The organism is Pseudomonas sp. GL-RE-29 (assembly GCF_019947275.1).
In the GTDB taxonomy this organism is placed as follows: Bacteria; Pseudomonadota; Gammaproteobacteria; order Pseudomonadales; family Pseudomonadaceae; genus Aquipseudomonas; species Aquipseudomonas fluorescens_A.
In genome coordinates this window covers 23877-40532 of the sequence record NZ_JAGYGD010000028.1, presented here as the reverse complement: position 1 = coordinate 40532, position 16656 = coordinate 23877, and the positions used below count along the sequence as shown (strand labels likewise).

Below are 16656 nucleotides of genomic sequence, written 5' to 3'. Positions count from 1 at the left end.
AAGATCAGAGATCTTTCACCAGCCGCAATGCATCGTAGATCGCCGCGTGGGTGTTGCGTGCGGCCACGGCGTCACCAATCCTGAACAGCTGGAATTGCCCTTGTGGGTTGGTGACGATGTTTTGCGCCTTGCCCGCGATGAGGTCGTGCTGTTCCACCGCACCGCCGTTGCTCGAATGCGGACGCAGGTCGAAGTACAGATCGTCCAGGGGCAGGGTGCCGTGGTTGACCACGACCTGATCGACAACCCGCTGTTTGTTGACCTTGCCGTAGTCACTGCCGAAGGTCGCAAGCAGGCGGCCATCTTGTTTTTCGACCTTCTCGACGCGGTAGGTGACGGTGAAAGTGACGTCCAGGTCCTGCAAGCTGCGCATGTACGGCACCAGGTTCATGGCCATGACTTCCGGTGCAAACGCGCGGTCAGGTGTGACGATTTCCACGGTCGCGCCGCTTTTGGCTATGACTTCGGCAGCCTGCAACGCGGCATGGTCACCGGCGTCGTCGAAGATCAGCACGTGACGACCGGGTTTGATGTCACCGGAAATAATGTCCCAGGTCGACACCACTAACTCGTTGCCTTGAGTCAGCACTGCAGTGTCTGGCAGGCCACCGGTGGCGACGATCACCACGTCCGGCTCATGGGCCAGCACCGTGTCGGCTTCGGCCCAGGTGTTGAAGTGGAACTTGACCCCCAGTCGCTCGCACTGGGCCATCCGCCAATCAATAATGCTGATCATCTCGCGACGACGCTCATTTTGCGCCGTCAGCCTGATCTGACCGCCGGGACGATCCGCTGCCTCCAGTACGGTCACGTCATGGCCACGTTCACCGGCGACGCGCGCCGCTTCCAGCCCTGCGGGGCCGCTGCCGATGACCAGGACCTTGCGCCTGACCGCCGCCCGGGGAATCTCGTGGGGCATGGTGGTTTCCCGACCGGTCGCGGCGTTGTGAATGCAATAGGCGGCGCCACCCTGATAGATACGATCCAGGCAGTAGTTCGCCCCCACGCAGGGACGAATATCTTCTTCACGTTTCTCGATGATCTTGCGCACGATGTGCGGGTCGGTCATGTGCGCGCGGGTCATGCCAACCATGTCGACTTTGCCCGAGGCAATCGCGTAGCGCGCGGTGGCCACGTCCGGGATCTTCGCTGCGTGGAAGGTCGGGAAGCCGGTGGCCGAGCGAATTTCACCGGCGAAGTCCAGGTGCGGCGAATTGCGCATGCCCTGGATCGGAATGACATCGGTCAGGCCAGCATCCGTGTCGATGTGGCCGCGCACCACGTTGAGGAAATCCACCAGCCCGCTGTCCTTGAGCATGTGTGAAACCCGCATGCCTTCGCTGGCGTTGAAGCCACCAGGCAACTGCTCGTCGCCGGTATAGCGCACGCCGAGCAGGAAATCCTCACCAACCCGCTGGCGTATGCCCCGCAGGATGTCGAAGGTAAAACGCATTCGGTTTTCCAGCGAACCGCCGTAGGGGCCGTCCAGTTCGTTGGTCAGAGGCGACCAGAATTGGTCCATCAAATGCCCGTAGGCTTGCAGCTCCAAGCCATCCATGCCGGCCGCCTTCATGCGCTCGGCCGCGTCCACGTAGTCCTTGATGATCCGCTCGATGTCCCACTCTTCCATTTTTTTCGGGAAGGAGCGGTGTGCCGCCTCGCGGTGGTGGGAGGGCGACACTACCGGTAGCCAGTCGGCTTTGTCCCAGCGGGTGCGACGGCCCAGGTGGGTCAACTGAATCATCACTGCCGCGCCGTGTTCATGGCACTCGTCGGTCAAATCTTTCAGCCATCCGACCACCTCGTCCTTGTACGCCAGCACGTTGTTGAACACCGGTGGACTGTCCCGGGATACCGCTGCGGAGCCTGCGGTCATGGTCAGGGCCACACCGGCCTTGGCCCGTTCGACGTGGTAGGCACGGTACAAATCCTTGGGCATGCCGTCTTCCGGGTAGGCCGGTTCGTGCGAGGTGGTGATGATGCGGTTTCTGAGGGTCAGGTGCTTGATCTTGTACGGCTGCAGCAACGGATCGCTGGACATGGCGGTGCGCTCCAAAAGTGGGCTTCATCAGGCTCGGCGACTTGAAATTAGGATAACTGTACACGTGTGTCAATGGTGCGTGACACAGGTGTACATTTTGCTTGCGCAGGGCAATCGTCGTGGATAAGATCGGCGCATAAGGAGAAGGGATCGGCTCAACCGACCCGCCGCGCAAGACTGCATTTTTCACGACCGTAAGGCCGTTCAAATTAAGACCAACCTGCCAATAACAACCAAAACAGGAAAACGCTTGATGAACGCTCATTCGCCGTATCGAAAAAGAATTTGTGCCGGATTGATCGGCGTGGCACTCGCCGCTGGCGCCGGGCTGACGCAAGCCGCGGAACCGAAGCCCGTGCGCATTGGTTGGGTCAACTGGTCGGATACCGAGATCACCGTCAAGCTTGCCACCACGGCGTTACAGGACCATCTCAAACAACCAGTGAAACTGGTCATGGCCGACATCGGCATCCAGTTCCAGGCGTTGGCCAACGGCAATATCGACCTGATTCCGATGGTCTGGCTGCCGAGCACCCACAAGGCGTTCTACGACAAATACAAGGACAGGCTCGAAGACCTCGGCGTGCTTTATGAAGGGCGGATCGGCATGGCTGTGCCCACATCCGTACCCGAGAGTGAAGTGTCCAGCGTGGAGGACTTGAACAAGCCCGAGGTCAGGGAAAAACTTGAGGGCAAGATCCTTACCTCAGAGGTGGGGAATGGCCAATACAAGCTCACCGAAAAGGCCATCAAAGAATACAAACTCGACGGCTACAAACTGGTGGCGTCCTCCGAATCCGGGATGCTCAACGAGCTGGATCGCAACCTGAAGCGTGATAAATGGTCATTGGTCAACGCCTGGAGCCCGCACTGGATGTTCTCCAAGTGGTCGCTGCGTTACCTGGATGACCCGAAACAAATCTTCGGCGGCGCCGAGCAGATTCACGCCATGGCTCGCAAGGGATTCAGTCAGGAGTACCCGGAGGTGGCGTATTTCTTCGCCCACTACTCGATTCCCCGGGCCGATCTTGAAGCGCTGATGATGCAGGCGCGGCAGAGCTCCTCCGACAAGGTGGTTGCTGACTATTACGCAGCCAACAAGCCGCGTTTCCAAGCGATGTTCGAAAACACTGAGCAGCGGGTGAGCAGTCGGCAGCCTTGATGGCGCCATCGCCAGCAAGCCGGCTCCTACGGATTGGGGGATGTGTTCGGGATTTGGGCTGACGCAAAACCTGTAGGAGCCCGGCTTGCCGGCGATGGCGATTTCATGGGCGCTATCGCCAGCAAGCCGGCTCCTACGGATTGGGGGATGTGTTCGGGATTTGGGATGACGCAATACCTGTAGGAGCCCGGCTTGCTGGCGATGGCGATTTTACGGGCGCTATCGCCAGCAAGCCGGCTCCTACGGATTGGGGGATGTTTTCGGGATTTGGGTTGACGCAAAACCTGTGGGAGCCTGGCTTGCCGGCGATGGCGATTTTATGGGCGCTTTCGTCAGCAAGCCTTATGCTGCATTCCCCTTACTTCGCGCCGAACAACATCGTCCAGTAAACCCCTTCATCACTGCGCGCGTCCGTCGCGTAGCCAGCGCCCACTTGAGTGAACATCGGGTTCATCAAATTCGCGCAATGCCCTGGGCTGGCGAGCCATCCCGCCATTGCCTTGCTCGGCGAGCCTTGGCCGGCGGCGATGTTTTCGCCTATCTGCCGGCCGCGGAAGCCGGCGGCTCTCGCCCGGTCGGCGGGCATGTCACCGTCGGGGTCCTGATGCGCGAAGTAATTGCCGTAGGCCATCGCTTTGCTGTGCCCTTGCGCCGCAGCACCAAGGCTGGCATTCCACACCAGTGGCCGGGCGGCGGCAAAGCGCTGGCGACCGCAGAGCCGTGGCTTGGAACGGGCGGCGTTGACTTGAGCCAGCAAATCCTTGCTAACGGATCGGGTATCACTCATTTGCCGGTCGAGCACCGGCCGCGCCAGCACCACTTGCCACTCACCGCGGCTGCGACTGACGCCAATGTCGGCGTACTGGCTGTCCAGCAGTGCCGCACAATGGTTGCTTTGCATCTGATCGAACGCTTCTTCGGCATCCTGCGCACCGACCACGCGGATTGTCCGCACGGTCACGGCTTGGTAACCGTTCGCTTTTAACCGATCACGCAAACCGCCACCGTAGCCGATCGGCAAGGCCAGGTTCGAATTCAACGCCAGTGGCGATAAACGCTGGGCAGGACGCCGCTCGCAGCGTTGCGGATGGGCACGGTAATCATTGATCGCTTCCACCAGTTGCCGTTCCGCACTGGCGTGGGCGGGGCTGGCAATCAGGGGAAGCAAGGTAAACAGGCACAGCGAAGTGAAGCGCAAGGCGAGGGCGGTTTGGCGCATGGGGCGGACAGCTCTGATGAGATGACGACGATTAGGGAGGAATTGGCGCCGATCTAAGACTGGCGCCTTGAGACAAGGTTCGCGGGGGAGAAAAGTATATTTGCTGGCAGGCTGTTCAGGCGCAAACTGTAGGATCAACGATCGCCGTCAAATTGACCTTGATACATAAACCGCAACTGTAGGAGCTGCCGCAGGCTGCGATCTTTTGATCTTGATCTTGAAAAAATCAAGATTGAAAGATCGCAGCCTGCGGCAGCTCCTACAGGTCAGGGTCGTTCGCAATCAACCCATCCCCCAATGCCTTGAGGTACTCAGGGCTGTCACTGATCGAATTGTGCCCCGTGCCGGGAATCACCTGCAGCGTCGCCACGCCCTTGGCGAAATGGCTGTAGAGCCGCCGGGTGCTTGACCCGGGAATCACTTCGTCATGCTCGGCGGCGATCAGGCGCGTCGGCACCGTGATGTGTTCGGCATAGCGCCAGGATTCGAATTTGTCCTTCAATAACCACCTCACCGGAAACCAGCGAAACTGCCGGGCCGCGAGTTCTTCAAGGCTGTTGTAAGGCGTGATCAGCAGCAATTTCGCCGCCGGGCGGTAACTGGCCAGGCGAACGGCGACTCCGGAACCCAGGCTGCGCCCGACCACGGCAATCTGCGGATGATCGGTGTAGACCTTGTCAAACAGGGTCATGGCATCGCGGGCAATTGCTTCCTCGGAAGGGGAGCCGGTGCTGCCGCCGTAACCCCGGTAATGCAGCAAAAACAGGGCATGGTCGGGGAACGCCTCTGCGAACGACGGCAGGCTGCGCGAAACGTCCTCGGCATTTCCGCCAAAATAGATCAGCGCTTTCGGGCCATCGTGCGGCCTGACCGAAACCAGCACCTGTGCGTCTTCAACGGGCAGCGTGAGCAACGTTTCAGCGCTGTCGATGGCGCGGGGTTGCGGGAAGTAGATGAGCGCGCGCTGAAACACGAACAGCGCAGCGCAGAGCGCCAAATAGACCGCTGCGGGGATGACGACGAGTAACACCAGGGTACGAGACATTCGGCTAACGTTAGTGGGCGGCATTGACGGCTCCGGGTGCTGACAGAGTGTAGCTGGCGGTAAAGGAGGGCTCCGATGCCCAACATGCCTCAATGGCTCGATGTACGGCCGACTGAAAGAGCGGCCCTGTTGCTAGGTTTCGCCTTCCATTTTTGCGTGCTGGCCAGCTATTACCTGGTTCGACCGCTGCGCGACGCCCTGGGTCTTGAAGGCGGCGCGGACAAGTTGCAGTGGCTGTTCACCGCCACGTTTGTGGTGATGCTGCTGATGGTTCCGGTGTTCGGTGCGTTGGCTTCGCGCCTGCCAGCCACGCGGTTCGTGCCGTTGATCTACCGGGTGATCGCCTTGTCGATGCTGGTGTTTGGCCTGCTGATCGCCAATCACGTCGCACCGGTAATGGTCGGGCGGGTGTTTTTCGTCTGGATCAGCATCTACAACTTGTTCATCGTCTCGATTTTCTGGAGCGTGCTGGTCGACCGCTTTTCCAGCGAGCAAGGGCGGCGCTTGTTTGGCTGCATTGCGGCGGGCGGCACGCTCGGCACGTTTATCGGGCCGCTGCTGGCGGCCACCATGGCCACTCGTCTGGGCCCGCTGGCCTTGACCGTCGCGGCGGCGGTGTTACTGGAAGTCGCCGTGCGTTGCTATCGAGCCTTGTTGTCCAGGACGCAATCACAGTCCGGCAATCCGTTACTCGACGAACGGCGCATGGGCGGCAGCATACTCGGCGGAATCACCCTGATCCTGCACTCGCCGTACCTGTTGGGGCTAGTCCTCTTCATGCTGTTGCACACCAGCGCGGCGACCTTGTTGTATTTCGAGCAAGGACGAATTGTGGCTGGCAGCTACGCTGATGTAGGCAGCAGGACGCAATTCTTCGCCATCGTCGACTTGATCGTGTCGGCCCTGACCTTGACCTTCCAGCTGTTGCTGACGGCGCCGTTGATCCGTCTGGTCGGGATTGGCGGGGCGCTGGCAGCGTTGCCGTTGGCGACGATCGCGGCCTTCGTCGCCATGGCATTGGCGCCCGTTCCGACGACGGTGGCGCTGGCTCAGGGGCTACGTCGCGCCGTCGAGTTCGCCATCGTGCGGCCGGCGCGGGAGGTGTTGTGGACCGTGGTCAGCCGCGAGGAGAAGTACAAGGCCAAGAATGTCATCGAAACGCTGGTCTATCGCGGCGGAGATGCCGCCAGTGGCTGGTTGTCCGCCGGTTTGACGGCGCTGGGCGCGGGGTTCGGCCTGGTGGCAGTGGTCATCGTGCCGTTCGCCGGGTTGTGGGGCGGGTTATGTCTGTGGCTGGCCAGACAGCAGGCGCAACGTGCCGAACCTGATCGTCAGGAGAGGGGGATTCCATGAGCGATCCTGACGGTTACACCCGCAGGAAAATACTCACGCTGGCTGCCGGTGTTTCGGCGGTCTTCACGCTCGGTCCGGCCGGGGCGCAATCCACGCCGACGACCGAAACAGGAGGCAAGACCATGCAGACCCGCGCCATTCCATCCAGCAAAGAGCTACTGCCCATTGTCGGGTTGGGCACCTATCGCGGTTTTAATGTGGCGCCTTCGGATCCCGCCTACAGAGAGCTGCCCGCGGTACTGCATGCGTTGTTCGAAAAGGGCGGGACGGTGGTCGACAGCTCACCGATGTACGGTCGCGCCGAACAGACCACGGGCCAATTGCTGTCAATCCACGAGCCGCGTTCGCCGGCGTTCCTGGCTACAAAAGTGTGGACCCGTGGCCGTGAGGAAGGCATCGCGCAAATGGAGCAGTCGTTCAAGCTGTTGCAAACCGACCGCATCGACCTGATGCAGATTCACAATCTGCTGGACTGGCAAATCCATCTGCCGACCTTGCGGAATTGGAAGGAAGCAGGGCGCATTCGCTACATCGGCATCACCCACTACACCTCGTCGGCCTACGAAGAAGTGGAGGCCGTGCTGAAAGCCGAGCCGCTGGATTTTCTGCAAATCAACTATGCCCTGGACGATCGCGCCGTGGAGAAACGCATCCTGCCGCTGTGCCGCGAGAAAGGCGTGGCGGTGATCTGTAACCGGCCCTTCGGTGGTGGCGGCCTGATTGGCCGGCTCAAAGGCAAACCTTTGCCGGGCTGGGCTGCGGAGGTCGGGGCCAAGAGCTGGCCGCAACTGGCGCTCAAATTCTTGCTGTCAAATACAGCGGTAACCTGCGTGATTCCCGGTACCGGAAACCCGCGTTACATGACGGAAAACGCAGGCGCCGGTTTCGGCCCGATGCTCACCGATGCCCACCGTCATCAGTTGATAGCATTAGTGGAATAACGTTGAAACAAGGGATTACACAGTGCATGTCCCGGTTTCCGGCGGGTCATGGAACCTCTCCTATACTGAGTCGCGTCAACAGAATCTCATGCCGCTGGAGCCGCAGTCGGCACCCTGACGGCGTCCCTGTCCATCACAGCAAGGAGATCGATAATGTCTATCCGTATTGGCGACGAAGCACCGGATTTCACTGCCGAAACCACCGAAGGCAAGCTCAACTTCCACGAATGGATCGGCAACGGCTGGGCCATCCTGTTTTCCCATCCGAAGGATTTCACACCGGTCTGCACCACAGAACTGGGTTACCTGGCCAAACTCAAACCGGAATTCGACAAGCGCAACACCAAGGTCCTGGGGCTGAGCATCGACCCGGTCAGTGATCACAACAAGTGGGTCGGTGACATCGAGGAAACCCAGGGTACCGCCGTCAACTATCCGCTGATTGGTGATGAAGACCTGGTGGTGGCCAAGCTCTACGACATGATCCACCCCAATGCCAGCGGCGGCTCGCGCACTGCCGTCGACAACGCCACCGTGCGTTCGGTGTTCATTGTCGGCCCGGACAAAAAGGTCAAGGCCATGTTGATTTACCCGATGAGTGCCGGGCGCAATTTCGATGAAGTGCTGCGCCTGCTGGATTCGCTGCAACTCAATGCCAAACACACCGTGGCAACCCCGGTGAACTGGCGTCCGGGGGAAGACGTGATCATCCCGACCTCAGTATCTGACGAGGATGCGAAGAAGAAATATCCGGATGGCTTCAAGACGCTCAAACCGTATCTGCGCACGGTGGCGCAACCGAAGTGAGGCGTTAGCCTTTAGTCCGCCATCGCCAGCAGGCTAGCTCCCACAGGTGACTGAGTCGATACCAAAATTCAATCACGACTCAAAACCTGTGAGAGCGAGCCTGCTCGCGATGAGGCCAGCCCTGCTGGCCGGTTGACTATCGATCAAACCAAATACTTGCGAAACCACCCCAACGTCCGATCCCACGCCAGCTTCGCCGCCGCTTCGTCATAACGCGGCGTCGAATCGTTGTGAAAACCATGATTGGCCCCAGGATAAATGAACGCCTCATAGGTCTTGCCGTCGGCTTTCAGCGCCTTCTCATAGGCAGGCCAGCCTTCGTTGATCCGCGTATCAAGTTCGCCGAAGTGCAGCATTACCGGCGCCTTGATTCTGGCGACGTCTTTGCTCTCGGGCTGCCGACCGTAAAAGGACACCGCCGCACCCAGTTCCGGATAGGCCACCGCCGCCGCATTGGTGACGCCTCCGCCGTAGCAGAATCCGGTGATACCGACCTTGCCGCTCCCCGCGTCATGTTTCATCAGCCATTCGATGGCGGCGAAAAAGTCATTCATGAGCTTTTCGGGATCGACCTTTGCCTGCAGCTCTCGACCCTTGTCGTCGTTACCGGGATAGCCGCCGACCGAGGTCAGGCCATCCGGGGCAAGAGCAATGAAACCAGCCTTGGCCACACGCCGGGCAACGTCCTCGATGTAGGGATTAAGCCCGCGGTTTTCATGCACGACCACCACACCCGGGACCTTGCCGGTGACTTTCGCCGGGCGCACCAGATAGGCACGAACCTGCCCGTGGCCCTTGGGTGAAGGGTAGGTGATGTACTCGGCGATGATGTCCGGGTCAGTGAATTCGACTTGCTCGGCGAGTGCGTAATTCGGGCTCAAGGACGCCAGCAGGGCGCTGGCCGTCAAACCACCGAGGGTGAACAACGCCGCACGGTCGAGAAACTCGCGCCGGTTGATCAGGCCGTGGGCGTAGTAGTCGTAGAGTTCCAGCAGTTCCGGGGCAAAGTCTTTCGCAGTGAGACGGGTCATCTGTGCGGTTCCTCTGTGTCTGGTTTAACGCATACCTGTGGGATAAACATTGCCATTGTAGGAGCTGCCGAAGGCTGCGATCTTTTGGCGGCATCGAAGTAAACAGAATCAAGATCAAAAGATCGCAGCCTTCGGCAGCTCCTACAGTGAATCCGCACCCGCTTTCGCGACTTGCGCATCCTGCTCGGCCTTGACCCCGGACACGCCAACCGCGCCGATCACCTGGCCGTCGACAATGATCGGTACGCCACCTTCCAGGGACGTCAGCAACGGCGCCGACAAAAAAGCATGGCGCCCGCCGTTGACCATGTCTTCATAACCCTTGGATTCGCGCCTGCCCAAGGCCGAAGTCCGGGCTTTTTCCGTGGCGATGTACGCGCTGATGGGCGCGGCACCGTCAAGACGTTCGAGGGCCAGCGGGTGGCCGCCGTCATCGACTACGACAATGGTCACCGCCCACTGGTTGTTCTGAGCCTCGGTGCGAGCAGCGGCAAGGATTTGTCCGACTTCGGTCTGGCTCAGGATGGCTTTGCTTTTCATGAGGAACTCTCCAGGGCTGGGTTAGTGCGACGCGGCGTCGACCAGTTCGATCCAGTGCCGCACAGGTGTCCGGCCAGCCCCGTCGAGGTGCGACTGACAGCCGATATTAGCCGTGACAATGACTTCGGGATAACCGCTTTCCAACGCATGCATCTTGTTGTCGCGCAGTTGGCGGGCCAACTCCGGCTGGGTCAGCGAGTAAGTGCCCGCCGAGCCGCAGCACAAATGGCCATCGGGCACGAACGTGAGGTTGAAGCCAAGGCGCTCCAGCAGCGTTTCGACCGCGCCACCGAGTTTTTGCGCATGCTGCAACGTGCACGGGCAATGGAAGGCCAGGCGTTGGGCATTGTGTATCCCGAGTCGCTCCAGCGGTTCGTTACGCAACACTTCCACCAAGTCCTTGGCCAGTGCACTGACGGTTTTTGCTTTCTCGGCATAAGCCGGATCGCTGCTGAGCAGATGACCGTAGTCCTTGATGAAAGCGCCGCAGCCGCTGGCGGTTTGCACGATGGCCTCGGCGCCTTGTTCAATGCTGGGCCACCAGGCGTCGATGTTGTGACGGGCGCGATCGAGGCCGGCGGCCTGAGCGTCCAGGTGATAATCCACCGCACCGCAGCAACCGGCCTCGCGAGCTGGGGTGACGCTGATCCCGAGTCGATCCAGCACCCGTGCAGCGGCCACATTGGTATTGGGCGACAGGCTCGGTTGCACGCAACCTTCCAGCATCAGTACGTGTCGGGCATGACCGGTGGCGGGGCGCGCCCTGGCCTGCGGTGCACTGCGCGGAAGCTTGCTTTGCAATATGTAGGGCAGCAATGCCCGGAACATCTGGCCGCTGCCGACCAGGCTTTTGAACAAATCTGGGCGAGGGACCACGGTACGCAATCCCTCGCGCAACAAGCGCTGGCCGATCGGGCGCGGTACCGCCGCATCCACCACCGCCCGGCCGATGTCCAGCAGGTTGTGGTAATCGACACCGGACGGGCAGGTGGTTTCGCAGTTGCGACACGACAGGCAGCGGTCCAGATGTTGCTGGGTTTTTTGCGTGACCTCGTTGCCCTCCAGCACCTCTTTGATCAGGTAGATGCGCCCTCGCGGGCCATCCAGTTCATCGCCGAGCAATTGATACGTCGGGCAGGTGGCGTTGCAAAAACCGCAGTGCACGCAGGTGCGCAAGATGCGCTCGGCTTCTTCGGCGCGGGGTAGTAGGCGGGCTTGTTCGCTCAATGTGGTCTGCATGGCTTAAAGCTCCGCGTACAGGCGACCGGGGTTGAAGATGCCCCGTGGGTCGAGTTGCTGTTTGAGGTTCTGGTGGTAGCGCATCAGGGGGGTGGGCAAAGGTTGGAACGGGCTGTCAATCAAACCATGGCTGTAGCAAGTCACATGGCCGCCGACCTCATCGACCACTTGGCGGATAAAACCGGCCTCGGCGTCAGATTTGAGCCAGCGCTGAGCACCACCCCAGTCGATCAGTTGCCTGCCGGGCAACGACAACTTGGGTGTGTTGTTTGGCAAGGATAGTCGCCAAAGGGGTTGGTCCTCATCGAAGAAACTCAGGCGTTGTTCGTTGAGATCGGCCCAGTACGAAGCGTCCAGTAGCTCACCGCCCAAGCGGTCATGGGCCGCTGCAACCGAACCTTCGCCGCCCTCAAGCCGCAAGTGCAGGCGCTGACCGTCATGACACGCAGCGCTGATCGGCAACGGTTGCTGGCCCCATTGCGCCAGGTGCGCCAAGGCGCGGTCGCTGTCCATGTCCAGGCTGATGCTCAAGGATTGCCGGGGTTTGGGCAGGACCTTGAGTGAGACTTCGGTGATCAGCCCGAGCGTGCCGTAACTGCCGGCCATCAGGCGCGACAGGTCGTAGCCGGCGACGTTTTTCATGACTTCGCCACCGAAGCGCAGGTGCTTGCCGTGGCCTGTAATGACCCGCGTTCCGAGGACGAAATCGCGCACCGAACCCGACCACGGACGACGCGGTCCCGATAGCCCGCAGGCAATCATCCCGCCGACGGTGGCAGCGTCACCGAAGGAGGGTGGCTCGCACGGCAGCATCTGTTGCGCGGCATCCAGCGCTTGCGCGAGTTCGGCCAGCGGTGTGCCGCAACGTGCCGTGATCACCAGTTCCGTCGGGTCATAACTGACGATGCCTCGGTGGGCGCGCGTGTCGAGTATTTCTCCCGCCGTTACGCGTCCCAGGAACGCTTTGCTGTTGGAACCCTGAATGCGCAGCGGCGTGGCGTTTTGCAGTGCCTGGTTGACCTGCTCCAAAAGCGTGCTGCTGTCATCGAAATCCTGTTCGTTGCTCATCAGAAACGCTCCAGTTCCGGGAAGGGCATCTGACCCATATGAACGTGCATGGCGCCAAACTCCGCGCAGCGGTGCAGCGTCGGAATGTTCTTGCCGGGGTTGAGCAGACCGCTCGGGTCGAACGCGGCTTTGACCGCATGGAACAGGGTCAGCTCATCGCTGTTGAATTGCGCGCACATCTGATTGATCTTCTCGCGGCCCACACCGTGTTCACCGGTGATACTCCCGCCGACTTTCACGCACAACTCGAGAATCTTGCCGCCCAAGGCTTCGGCGCGGTCGAGCTCTCCCGGTTGGTTGGCATCGAACAGGATCAGCGGGTGCATGTTGCCGTCACCGGCGTGGAACACGTTGGCCACCCGCAAGCCGTACTCGGTCGACAACTCGGCGATGGCGTGCAACACGCCGGGCAACTCACGGCGCGGAATGGTGCCATCCATGCAGTAATAGTCCGGTGACAGGCGACCCACTGCCGGGAACGCATTCTTGCGCCCGGCCCAGAAGCGCACGCGCTCGGCCTCGTCCCTGGCCTGGCGCACTTCGGTGGCGCCAGCCTGTTCCAGCACTTGGCGTACGCGGTTGCAGTCATCGTGGACATCGGCTTCAACGCCATCGAGTTCGCAGAGCAGAATGGCTTCGGCATCGACCGGATAGCCCGCGTGGATAAAATCCTCGGCGGCGCGGATTGCCAGGTTGTCCATCATCTCCAGGCCACCGGGGATGATGCCGGCGGCAATGATGTCACCCACCGCTCGCCCGGCTTTTTCAACGGAATCGAACGCCGCCAGCAACACCTTGGCCGATTGAGGTTTGGGCAGCAGTTTGACCGTCACCTCGGTGATCACCCCGAGCATGCCTTCAGATCCGGTAAACAACGCCAGCAAGTCGAGGCCGGGCGAGTCGAGGGCGTTCGAGCCGAGGCTCAGGTATTCGCCGTCGACGGTGAAGATGTCGACCTTGAGCACGTTGTGCACCGTCAGACCGTACTTGAGGCAATGCACGCCACCGGCGTTTTCCGCGACATTGCCACCGATGGAACAGGCGATTTGCGAGGACGGGTCGGGCGCGTAGTACAAGCCATACTGGGCGGCAGCCTGGGAAATCGCCAGGTTGCGCACCCCCGGTTGAACCCGTGCCGTACGGGCGGCGGGGTCGATGTGGAGAATCTGGTTGAAGCGCGCCATGACCAGCAACACGCCTTTTTCCAGGGGCAAGGCGCCGCCAGACAAACCGGTTCCGGCACCCCGGGCGACCACCGAAACGTGCCGCTCGTGGCATACCCGCAACACGCCCTGGACTTCCTCAATGTCCCGCGGCAGCACCACCAGCATGGGCGTGGTGCGATACGCGGAGAGTCCGTCGCATTCGTACGGCTTGAGTTCTTCCTGCTGGTGCAGGATCTCCAGCTCCGGCATCTGCGTTTGCAGGGCTTGTAATAGCGCGTTTTTGTCGACTTCAGGCAGGGCGCCGTCAACACGTTCATCGTAGAGAATGTTCATCGGCGCACGACCCTCGTTTGTTGTTCTGTGAGGTCTGTTTGCGTAAACCACTGATTTTCATCATTGGCCTGTAACGTGCTGCTGTCTATGCCTTGTTTGTCCCGTTGTTGCAGATTTTTATTCAATTAATTTTGCCTGGCACGCCGACCAATCACTGTAGGAGCGAGCCTGCTCGCGAAAGCGGTGGGTCAGTCACATGGATCCATGATGTATCACCGCTATCGCGAGCGGGCTCGCTCCTTCAGTTAACAAAAAGCCCGAATGGGGAGGCCATCCGGGCGAGGGGAGAAGATTTACAGGGCAATGTACCTACGCTGTCGATTCAATGTCCGCCCACCACCATGGAACTGAATGGCTCGACGTACGCCTGCAACGTCACCAGCCCACCGACCAGGATCGCCAGGATGATCGAGTGGAAGAACACGTAGCGCAGGATTTCCCCTTCGTGCCCGTACCAGCGAGTCGCGGTTGACGCCACCACGATCGACTGGGCATCGACCATCTTGCCCATGACCCCGCCGGAACTGTTGGCGGCGGCCATCAATACCGGGCTGAGTCCCAATTGTTCGGCAGTGACTCGCTGCAATCCGCCGAACAGCACGTTGGATGCGGTGTCCGAACCGGTCAACGCCACGCCGAGCCATCCGAGCAGGGTGCCGAACATGGGGTAGAAAATCCCCGTGGCTGCAAACGCCAGGCCCATGGTCGCGTCCAGCCCCGAATATCGCGTGAGGAATCCGAGCGCGAGCATGGCAACGATGGTGATCAGCGAGTAACGCACAACCCAGATCGTTCGCAGGTATTGATGAATGAGTTGCGGGATGGAGTAGCCCATCAGCAACCCGCCGAGGATCGCCGACAGCAGAATCCCGGTGCCGGTGCTGGTGAACCAGGTGAATTTATAGATCGCTTCTTCGGTTTTCGGTGCAGGCACCACCGGTGGAACCTTCTCGATCTGCTGGTGAATCGTGCCGAACGTCACGATCGGGGCGAAGATCGGGTTGGCTTCGCGCATCGGCTTGCCCTGAGGGTCGAGTTTCGCCGAGTTGGTGGCTGGATCAATCGCCGGGCGGGTATCGAACATGTTTTTGAAGCCCTGAGTACCCCAGGCAAAAACGAATACCGTAAGGATGATCCACGGCATCCAGGCGCGCATGACCGCAGGTTTGGCATCGCTGGCAAACGCTGCGCTGGCGACCGGTTTTTCGTCGTGTTCTTCGGCAATTTTCGAGTTGTCGACCCGCCCGGACAACGCTGCGGAGGTGTGTATGGTGGCCGGTTTCCACACCTTGAGGAAACCGGTCAAGCAGGCCATGGAGATCAGCGCGGCAATCACGTCCACCAGCATCGGCCCGTGATAGTTGGAAACGATGAATTGCGGAACGGCAAAACTGACGCCGGCAATCAGGATCGCCGGCCAGATTTCCAGCATCTTGCGCCAGCCGGCGAAGGCCCAGATCAGCCAGAACGGTACGATTACCGAAAAGAACGGCAATTGCCGGCCGACCATCATCGACAGCTCCATCTCATCCAGACCGGTGACCTTGGCCAAAGTGATGATCGGCGTACCCAAGGCACCGAAAGCCACAGGCGCGGTGTTCGCAATCAACGCCAGGCCCGAAGCGGCCAGCGGTGAGAAGCCCAAGCCGATCAGAATCGCCCCGGTCACCGCCACCGGTGTACCGAAACCGGCGGCCCCTTCGAAGAAAGCACCGAAGCAGAAGGCAATCAGCAGCAATTGCAGGCGTCGGTCATCGGTGATCCGCGCGAGCGAGTCCTGGAGCACTTTGAACGAACCGTTCTCGGTGGTCAGGCGGTGCAGGAAAATGATGTTCAGGACGATCCAGCCAATGGGCAGCAATCCGTTGGCCGCTCCGTACAACGCCGCCGAACCGGCCATACTGGCGGGCATGCCGAAGGCGAAGATTGCGATCACTAGCGCGGACGCGAGGGCCATCAATGCCGCCAGGTGCGCCTTGACATGGAAGAACGCCAGCGCCGCCAGCATCACCACCACGGGCACGGCGGCCATCAGGGTAGATATCACCGGGTTATTGAACGGATCGTAGATTTGCTGCCAAACCATGTTCCACCTCTGCTTTTTATTGTTGGACGTGCAGACCCCAGGGGGGGCGGTGGCTTGTAGTATAGGTGGCATTTCGCCGCTGTCAGGCCGAGCCTTCGGTCCCGTGAATACGCCCTGTTTCGCTGGGCTGAGCTAGCATGGCCAATAGGGTCGGAAAACCAGCAATGGGAGGAATGCCGCAATGACTGAGCGCCATGAAGAGCACAAGGAGACGCTGTCTAACGGATGCAGCATCAGGGTCAAGGCTGAAATACAAAAGGACGGTTCGTTGAAGATGCTTATCGGCGTATACGGACCTGATGGCTCGGTCATTAACGAGAACCTCGATCCCAAGCCCCACATGCTGGACATGGAAGCAGCGATGGATTGGGGAATTGATATCGCCAAGGGCATTGGAAATAGCCAGAGAACGTTGTAGACCGGCCTTTTTTGAGTGCAGCCTGCCGCAATAGCATTTTTCCGTCCTGCCGCACTTTTTGCAGGATGAAATCGGTCTAAAAACACCACACCACACGCTGAGTGCTTTGCTACTCTGAAGGTGTAGGTGAAAACGCAGACTGATGCGCAAGCGGATAGCGAGGACGCGTGGGGCGCGCTCCGAAGGGTACACGGTTAGAAAGATCTC

At 60.2% G+C, this 16656-nt stretch carries 14 protein-coding genes; 5 read left to right on the top strand and 9 right to left on the bottom strand.

What is annotated here, in order from left to right:
* Nucleotides 1–4: 4 nt before the first annotated feature.
* Nucleotides 5–2041, bottom strand: a complete 2037-nt coding sequence (locus KGB21_RS21260; protein ID WP_223506612.1) for an NADH:flavin oxidoreductase — start codon at nucleotides 2039–2041, stop codon at nucleotides 5–7.
* A 253-nt stretch (nucleotides 2042–2294) separates the two neighbouring features.
* On the opposite strand from KGB21_RS21260, the gene KGB21_RS21255 reads away from it, so the two are divergent.
* Entirely contained in the window at nucleotides 2295–3203 is a 909-nt protein-coding gene (locus KGB21_RS21255) for a glycine betaine ABC transporter substrate-binding protein (protein ID WP_223506611.1), read from the top strand.
* A 358-nt stretch (nucleotides 3204–3561) separates the two neighbouring features.
* On the opposite strand, the gene KGB21_RS21250 is transcribed toward KGB21_RS21255, so the two are convergent.
* Nucleotides 3562–4422 (bottom strand): CAP domain-containing protein, encoded by an 861-nt coding sequence (locus KGB21_RS21250; protein WP_223506610.1) that lies wholly within the window; start codon nucleotides 4420–4422, stop codon nucleotides 3562–3564.
* Nucleotides 4423–4681: 259 nt separating this feature from the next.
* Nucleotides 4682–5491, bottom strand: a complete 810-nt coding sequence (locus KGB21_RS21245; protein WP_223506609.1) for an alpha/beta hydrolase — start codon at nucleotides 5489–5491, stop codon at nucleotides 4682–4684.
* Between the two features lie 51 nt (nucleotides 5492–5542).
* Here KGB21_RS21245 and KGB21_RS21240 point away from each other — a divergent pair, with 51 nt between their 5' ends.
* The 3 genes from KGB21_RS21240 to KGB21_RS21230 all read left to right on the top strand — a co-directional run bounded on the left by KGB21_RS21240 (nucleotide 5543) and on the right by KGB21_RS21230 (nucleotide 8568).
* Nucleotides 5543–6820 (top strand): NTP/NDP exchange transporter, encoded by a 1278-nt coding sequence (locus KGB21_RS21240; protein ID WP_223506608.1) that lies wholly within the window; start codon nucleotides 5543–5545, stop codon nucleotides 6818–6820.
* Nucleotides 6817–7761 carry an aldo/keto reductase gene (locus KGB21_RS21235; protein WP_223506607.1) on the top strand — a complete coding sequence of 315 codons (945 nt, stop codon included), beginning with the start codon at nucleotides 6817–6819 and terminating at the stop codon, nucleotides 7759–7761. The genes KGB21_RS21240 and KGB21_RS21235 overlap by 4 nt, the downstream gene beginning before the upstream one ends.
* A gap of 153 nt (nucleotides 7762–7914) precedes the next feature.
* On the top strand, nucleotides 7915–8568 hold the full coding sequence (locus KGB21_RS21230) for a peroxiredoxin (protein WP_034150600.1): 654 nt from the start codon (nucleotides 7915–7917) through the stop codon (nucleotides 8566–8568).
* A 143-nt stretch (nucleotides 8569–8711) separates the two neighbouring features.
* On the opposite strand, the gene yghX is transcribed toward KGB21_RS21230, so the two are convergent.
* From yghX to KGB21_RS21200, 6 genes are all read right to left on the bottom strand, one after another.
* Nucleotides 8712–9599, bottom strand: coding sequence for a YghX family hydrolase (gene yghX, locus KGB21_RS21225; RefSeq protein ID WP_223506606.1), 888 nt, complete (start codon nucleotides 9597–9599; stop codon nucleotides 8712–8714).
* Nucleotides 9600–9740: 141 nt separating this feature from the next.
* Complete coding sequence (locus KGB21_RS21220; RefSeq protein WP_034150602.1) at nucleotides 9741–10139, bottom strand: heme-binding protein; 399 nt, start codon at nucleotides 10137–10139, stop codon at nucleotides 9741–9743.
* A gap of 21 nt (nucleotides 10140–10160) precedes the next feature.
* A complete protein-coding gene (gene glcF / locus KGB21_RS21215) occupies nucleotides 10161–11378 on the bottom strand; it encodes a glycolate oxidase subunit GlcF (RefSeq protein ID WP_223506605.1) in 1218 nt (405 codons plus the stop codon).
* 3 nt (nucleotides 11379–11381) lie between these two features.
* Nucleotides 11382–12446, bottom strand: a complete 1065-nt coding sequence (glcE, locus tag KGB21_RS21210) for a glycolate oxidase subunit GlcE (protein ID WP_223506604.1) — start codon at nucleotides 12444–12446, stop codon at nucleotides 11382–11384.
* On the bottom strand, nucleotides 12446–13945 hold the full coding sequence (gene glcD / locus KGB21_RS21205) for a glycolate oxidase subunit GlcD (RefSeq protein ID WP_223506603.1): 1500 nt from the start codon (nucleotides 13943–13945) through the stop codon (nucleotides 12446–12448). Before glcD ends, glcE begins: the two co-directional genes overlap by 1 nt.
* Before the next feature lie 322 nt (nucleotides 13946–14267).
* A complete protein-coding gene (locus KGB21_RS21200; protein ID WP_223506602.1) occupies nucleotides 14268–16031 on the bottom strand; it encodes an L-lactate permease in 1764 nt (587 codons plus the stop codon).
* A gap of 181 nt (nucleotides 16032–16212) precedes the next feature.
* Between KGB21_RS21200 and KGB21_RS21195 the strand changes: the two genes are divergently transcribed.
* Nucleotides 16213–16449 (top strand): hypothetical protein, encoded by a 237-nt coding sequence (locus KGB21_RS21195; protein ID WP_034150607.1) that lies wholly within the window; start codon nucleotides 16213–16215, stop codon nucleotides 16447–16449.
* Nucleotides 16450–16656 lie beyond the last annotated feature (207 nt).

Excerpts from the sequence above, each read along its gene's own strand:
- yghX (WP_223506606.1), bottom strand. The coding sequence starts at position 9,599 with ATGACCCGTCTCACTGCGAAAGACTTTGCCCCGGAACTGCTGGAACTC.
- KGB21_RS21240 (WP_223506608.1), top strand. The coding sequence starts at position 5,543 with ATGCCCAACATGCCTCAATGGCTCGATGTACGGCCGACTGAAAGAGCG.
- KGB21_RS21250 (WP_223506610.1), bottom strand. The coding sequence starts at position 4,422 with ATGCGCCAAACCGCCCTCGCCTTGCGCTTCACTTCGCTGTGCCTGTTT.
- KGB21_RS21245 (WP_223506609.1), bottom strand. The coding sequence starts at position 5,491 with ATGCCGCCCACTAACGTTAGCCGAATGTCTCGTACCCTGGTGTTACTC.
- KGB21_RS21200 (WP_223506602.1), bottom strand. The coding sequence starts at position 16,031 with ATGGTTTGGCAGCAAATCTACGATCCGTTCAATAACCCGGTGATATCT.
- glcD (WP_223506603.1), bottom strand. The coding sequence starts at position 13,945 with ATGAACATTCTCTACGATGAACGTGTTGACGGCGCCCTGCCTGAAGTC.
- KGB21_RS21260 (WP_223506612.1), bottom strand. The coding sequence starts at position 2,041 with ATGTCCAGCGATCCGTTGCTGCAGCCGTACAAGATCAAGCACCTGACC.
- glcE (WP_223506604.1), bottom strand. The coding sequence starts at position 12,446 with ATGAGCAACGAACAGGATTTCGATGACAGCAGCACGCTTTTGGAGCAG.
- glcF (WP_223506605.1), bottom strand. The coding sequence starts at position 11,378 with ATGCAGACCACATTGAGCGAACAAGCCCGCCTACTACCCCGCGCCGAA.
- KGB21_RS21235 (WP_223506607.1), top strand. The coding sequence starts at position 6,817 with ATGAGCGATCCTGACGGTTACACCCGCAGGAAAATACTCACGCTGGCT.
- KGB21_RS21195 (WP_034150607.1), top strand. The coding sequence starts at position 16,213 with ATGACTGAGCGCCATGAAGAGCACAAGGAGACGCTGTCTAACGGATGC.
- KGB21_RS21220 (WP_034150602.1), bottom strand. The coding sequence starts at position 10,139 with ATGAAAAGCAAAGCCATCCTGAGCCAGACCGAAGTCGGACAAATCCTT.
- KGB21_RS21255 (WP_223506611.1), top strand. The coding sequence starts at position 2,295 with ATGAACGCTCATTCGCCGTATCGAAAAAGAATTTGTGCCGGATTGATC.
- KGB21_RS21230 (WP_034150600.1), top strand. The coding sequence starts at position 7,915 with ATGTCTATCCGTATTGGCGACGAAGCACCGGATTTCACTGCCGAAACC.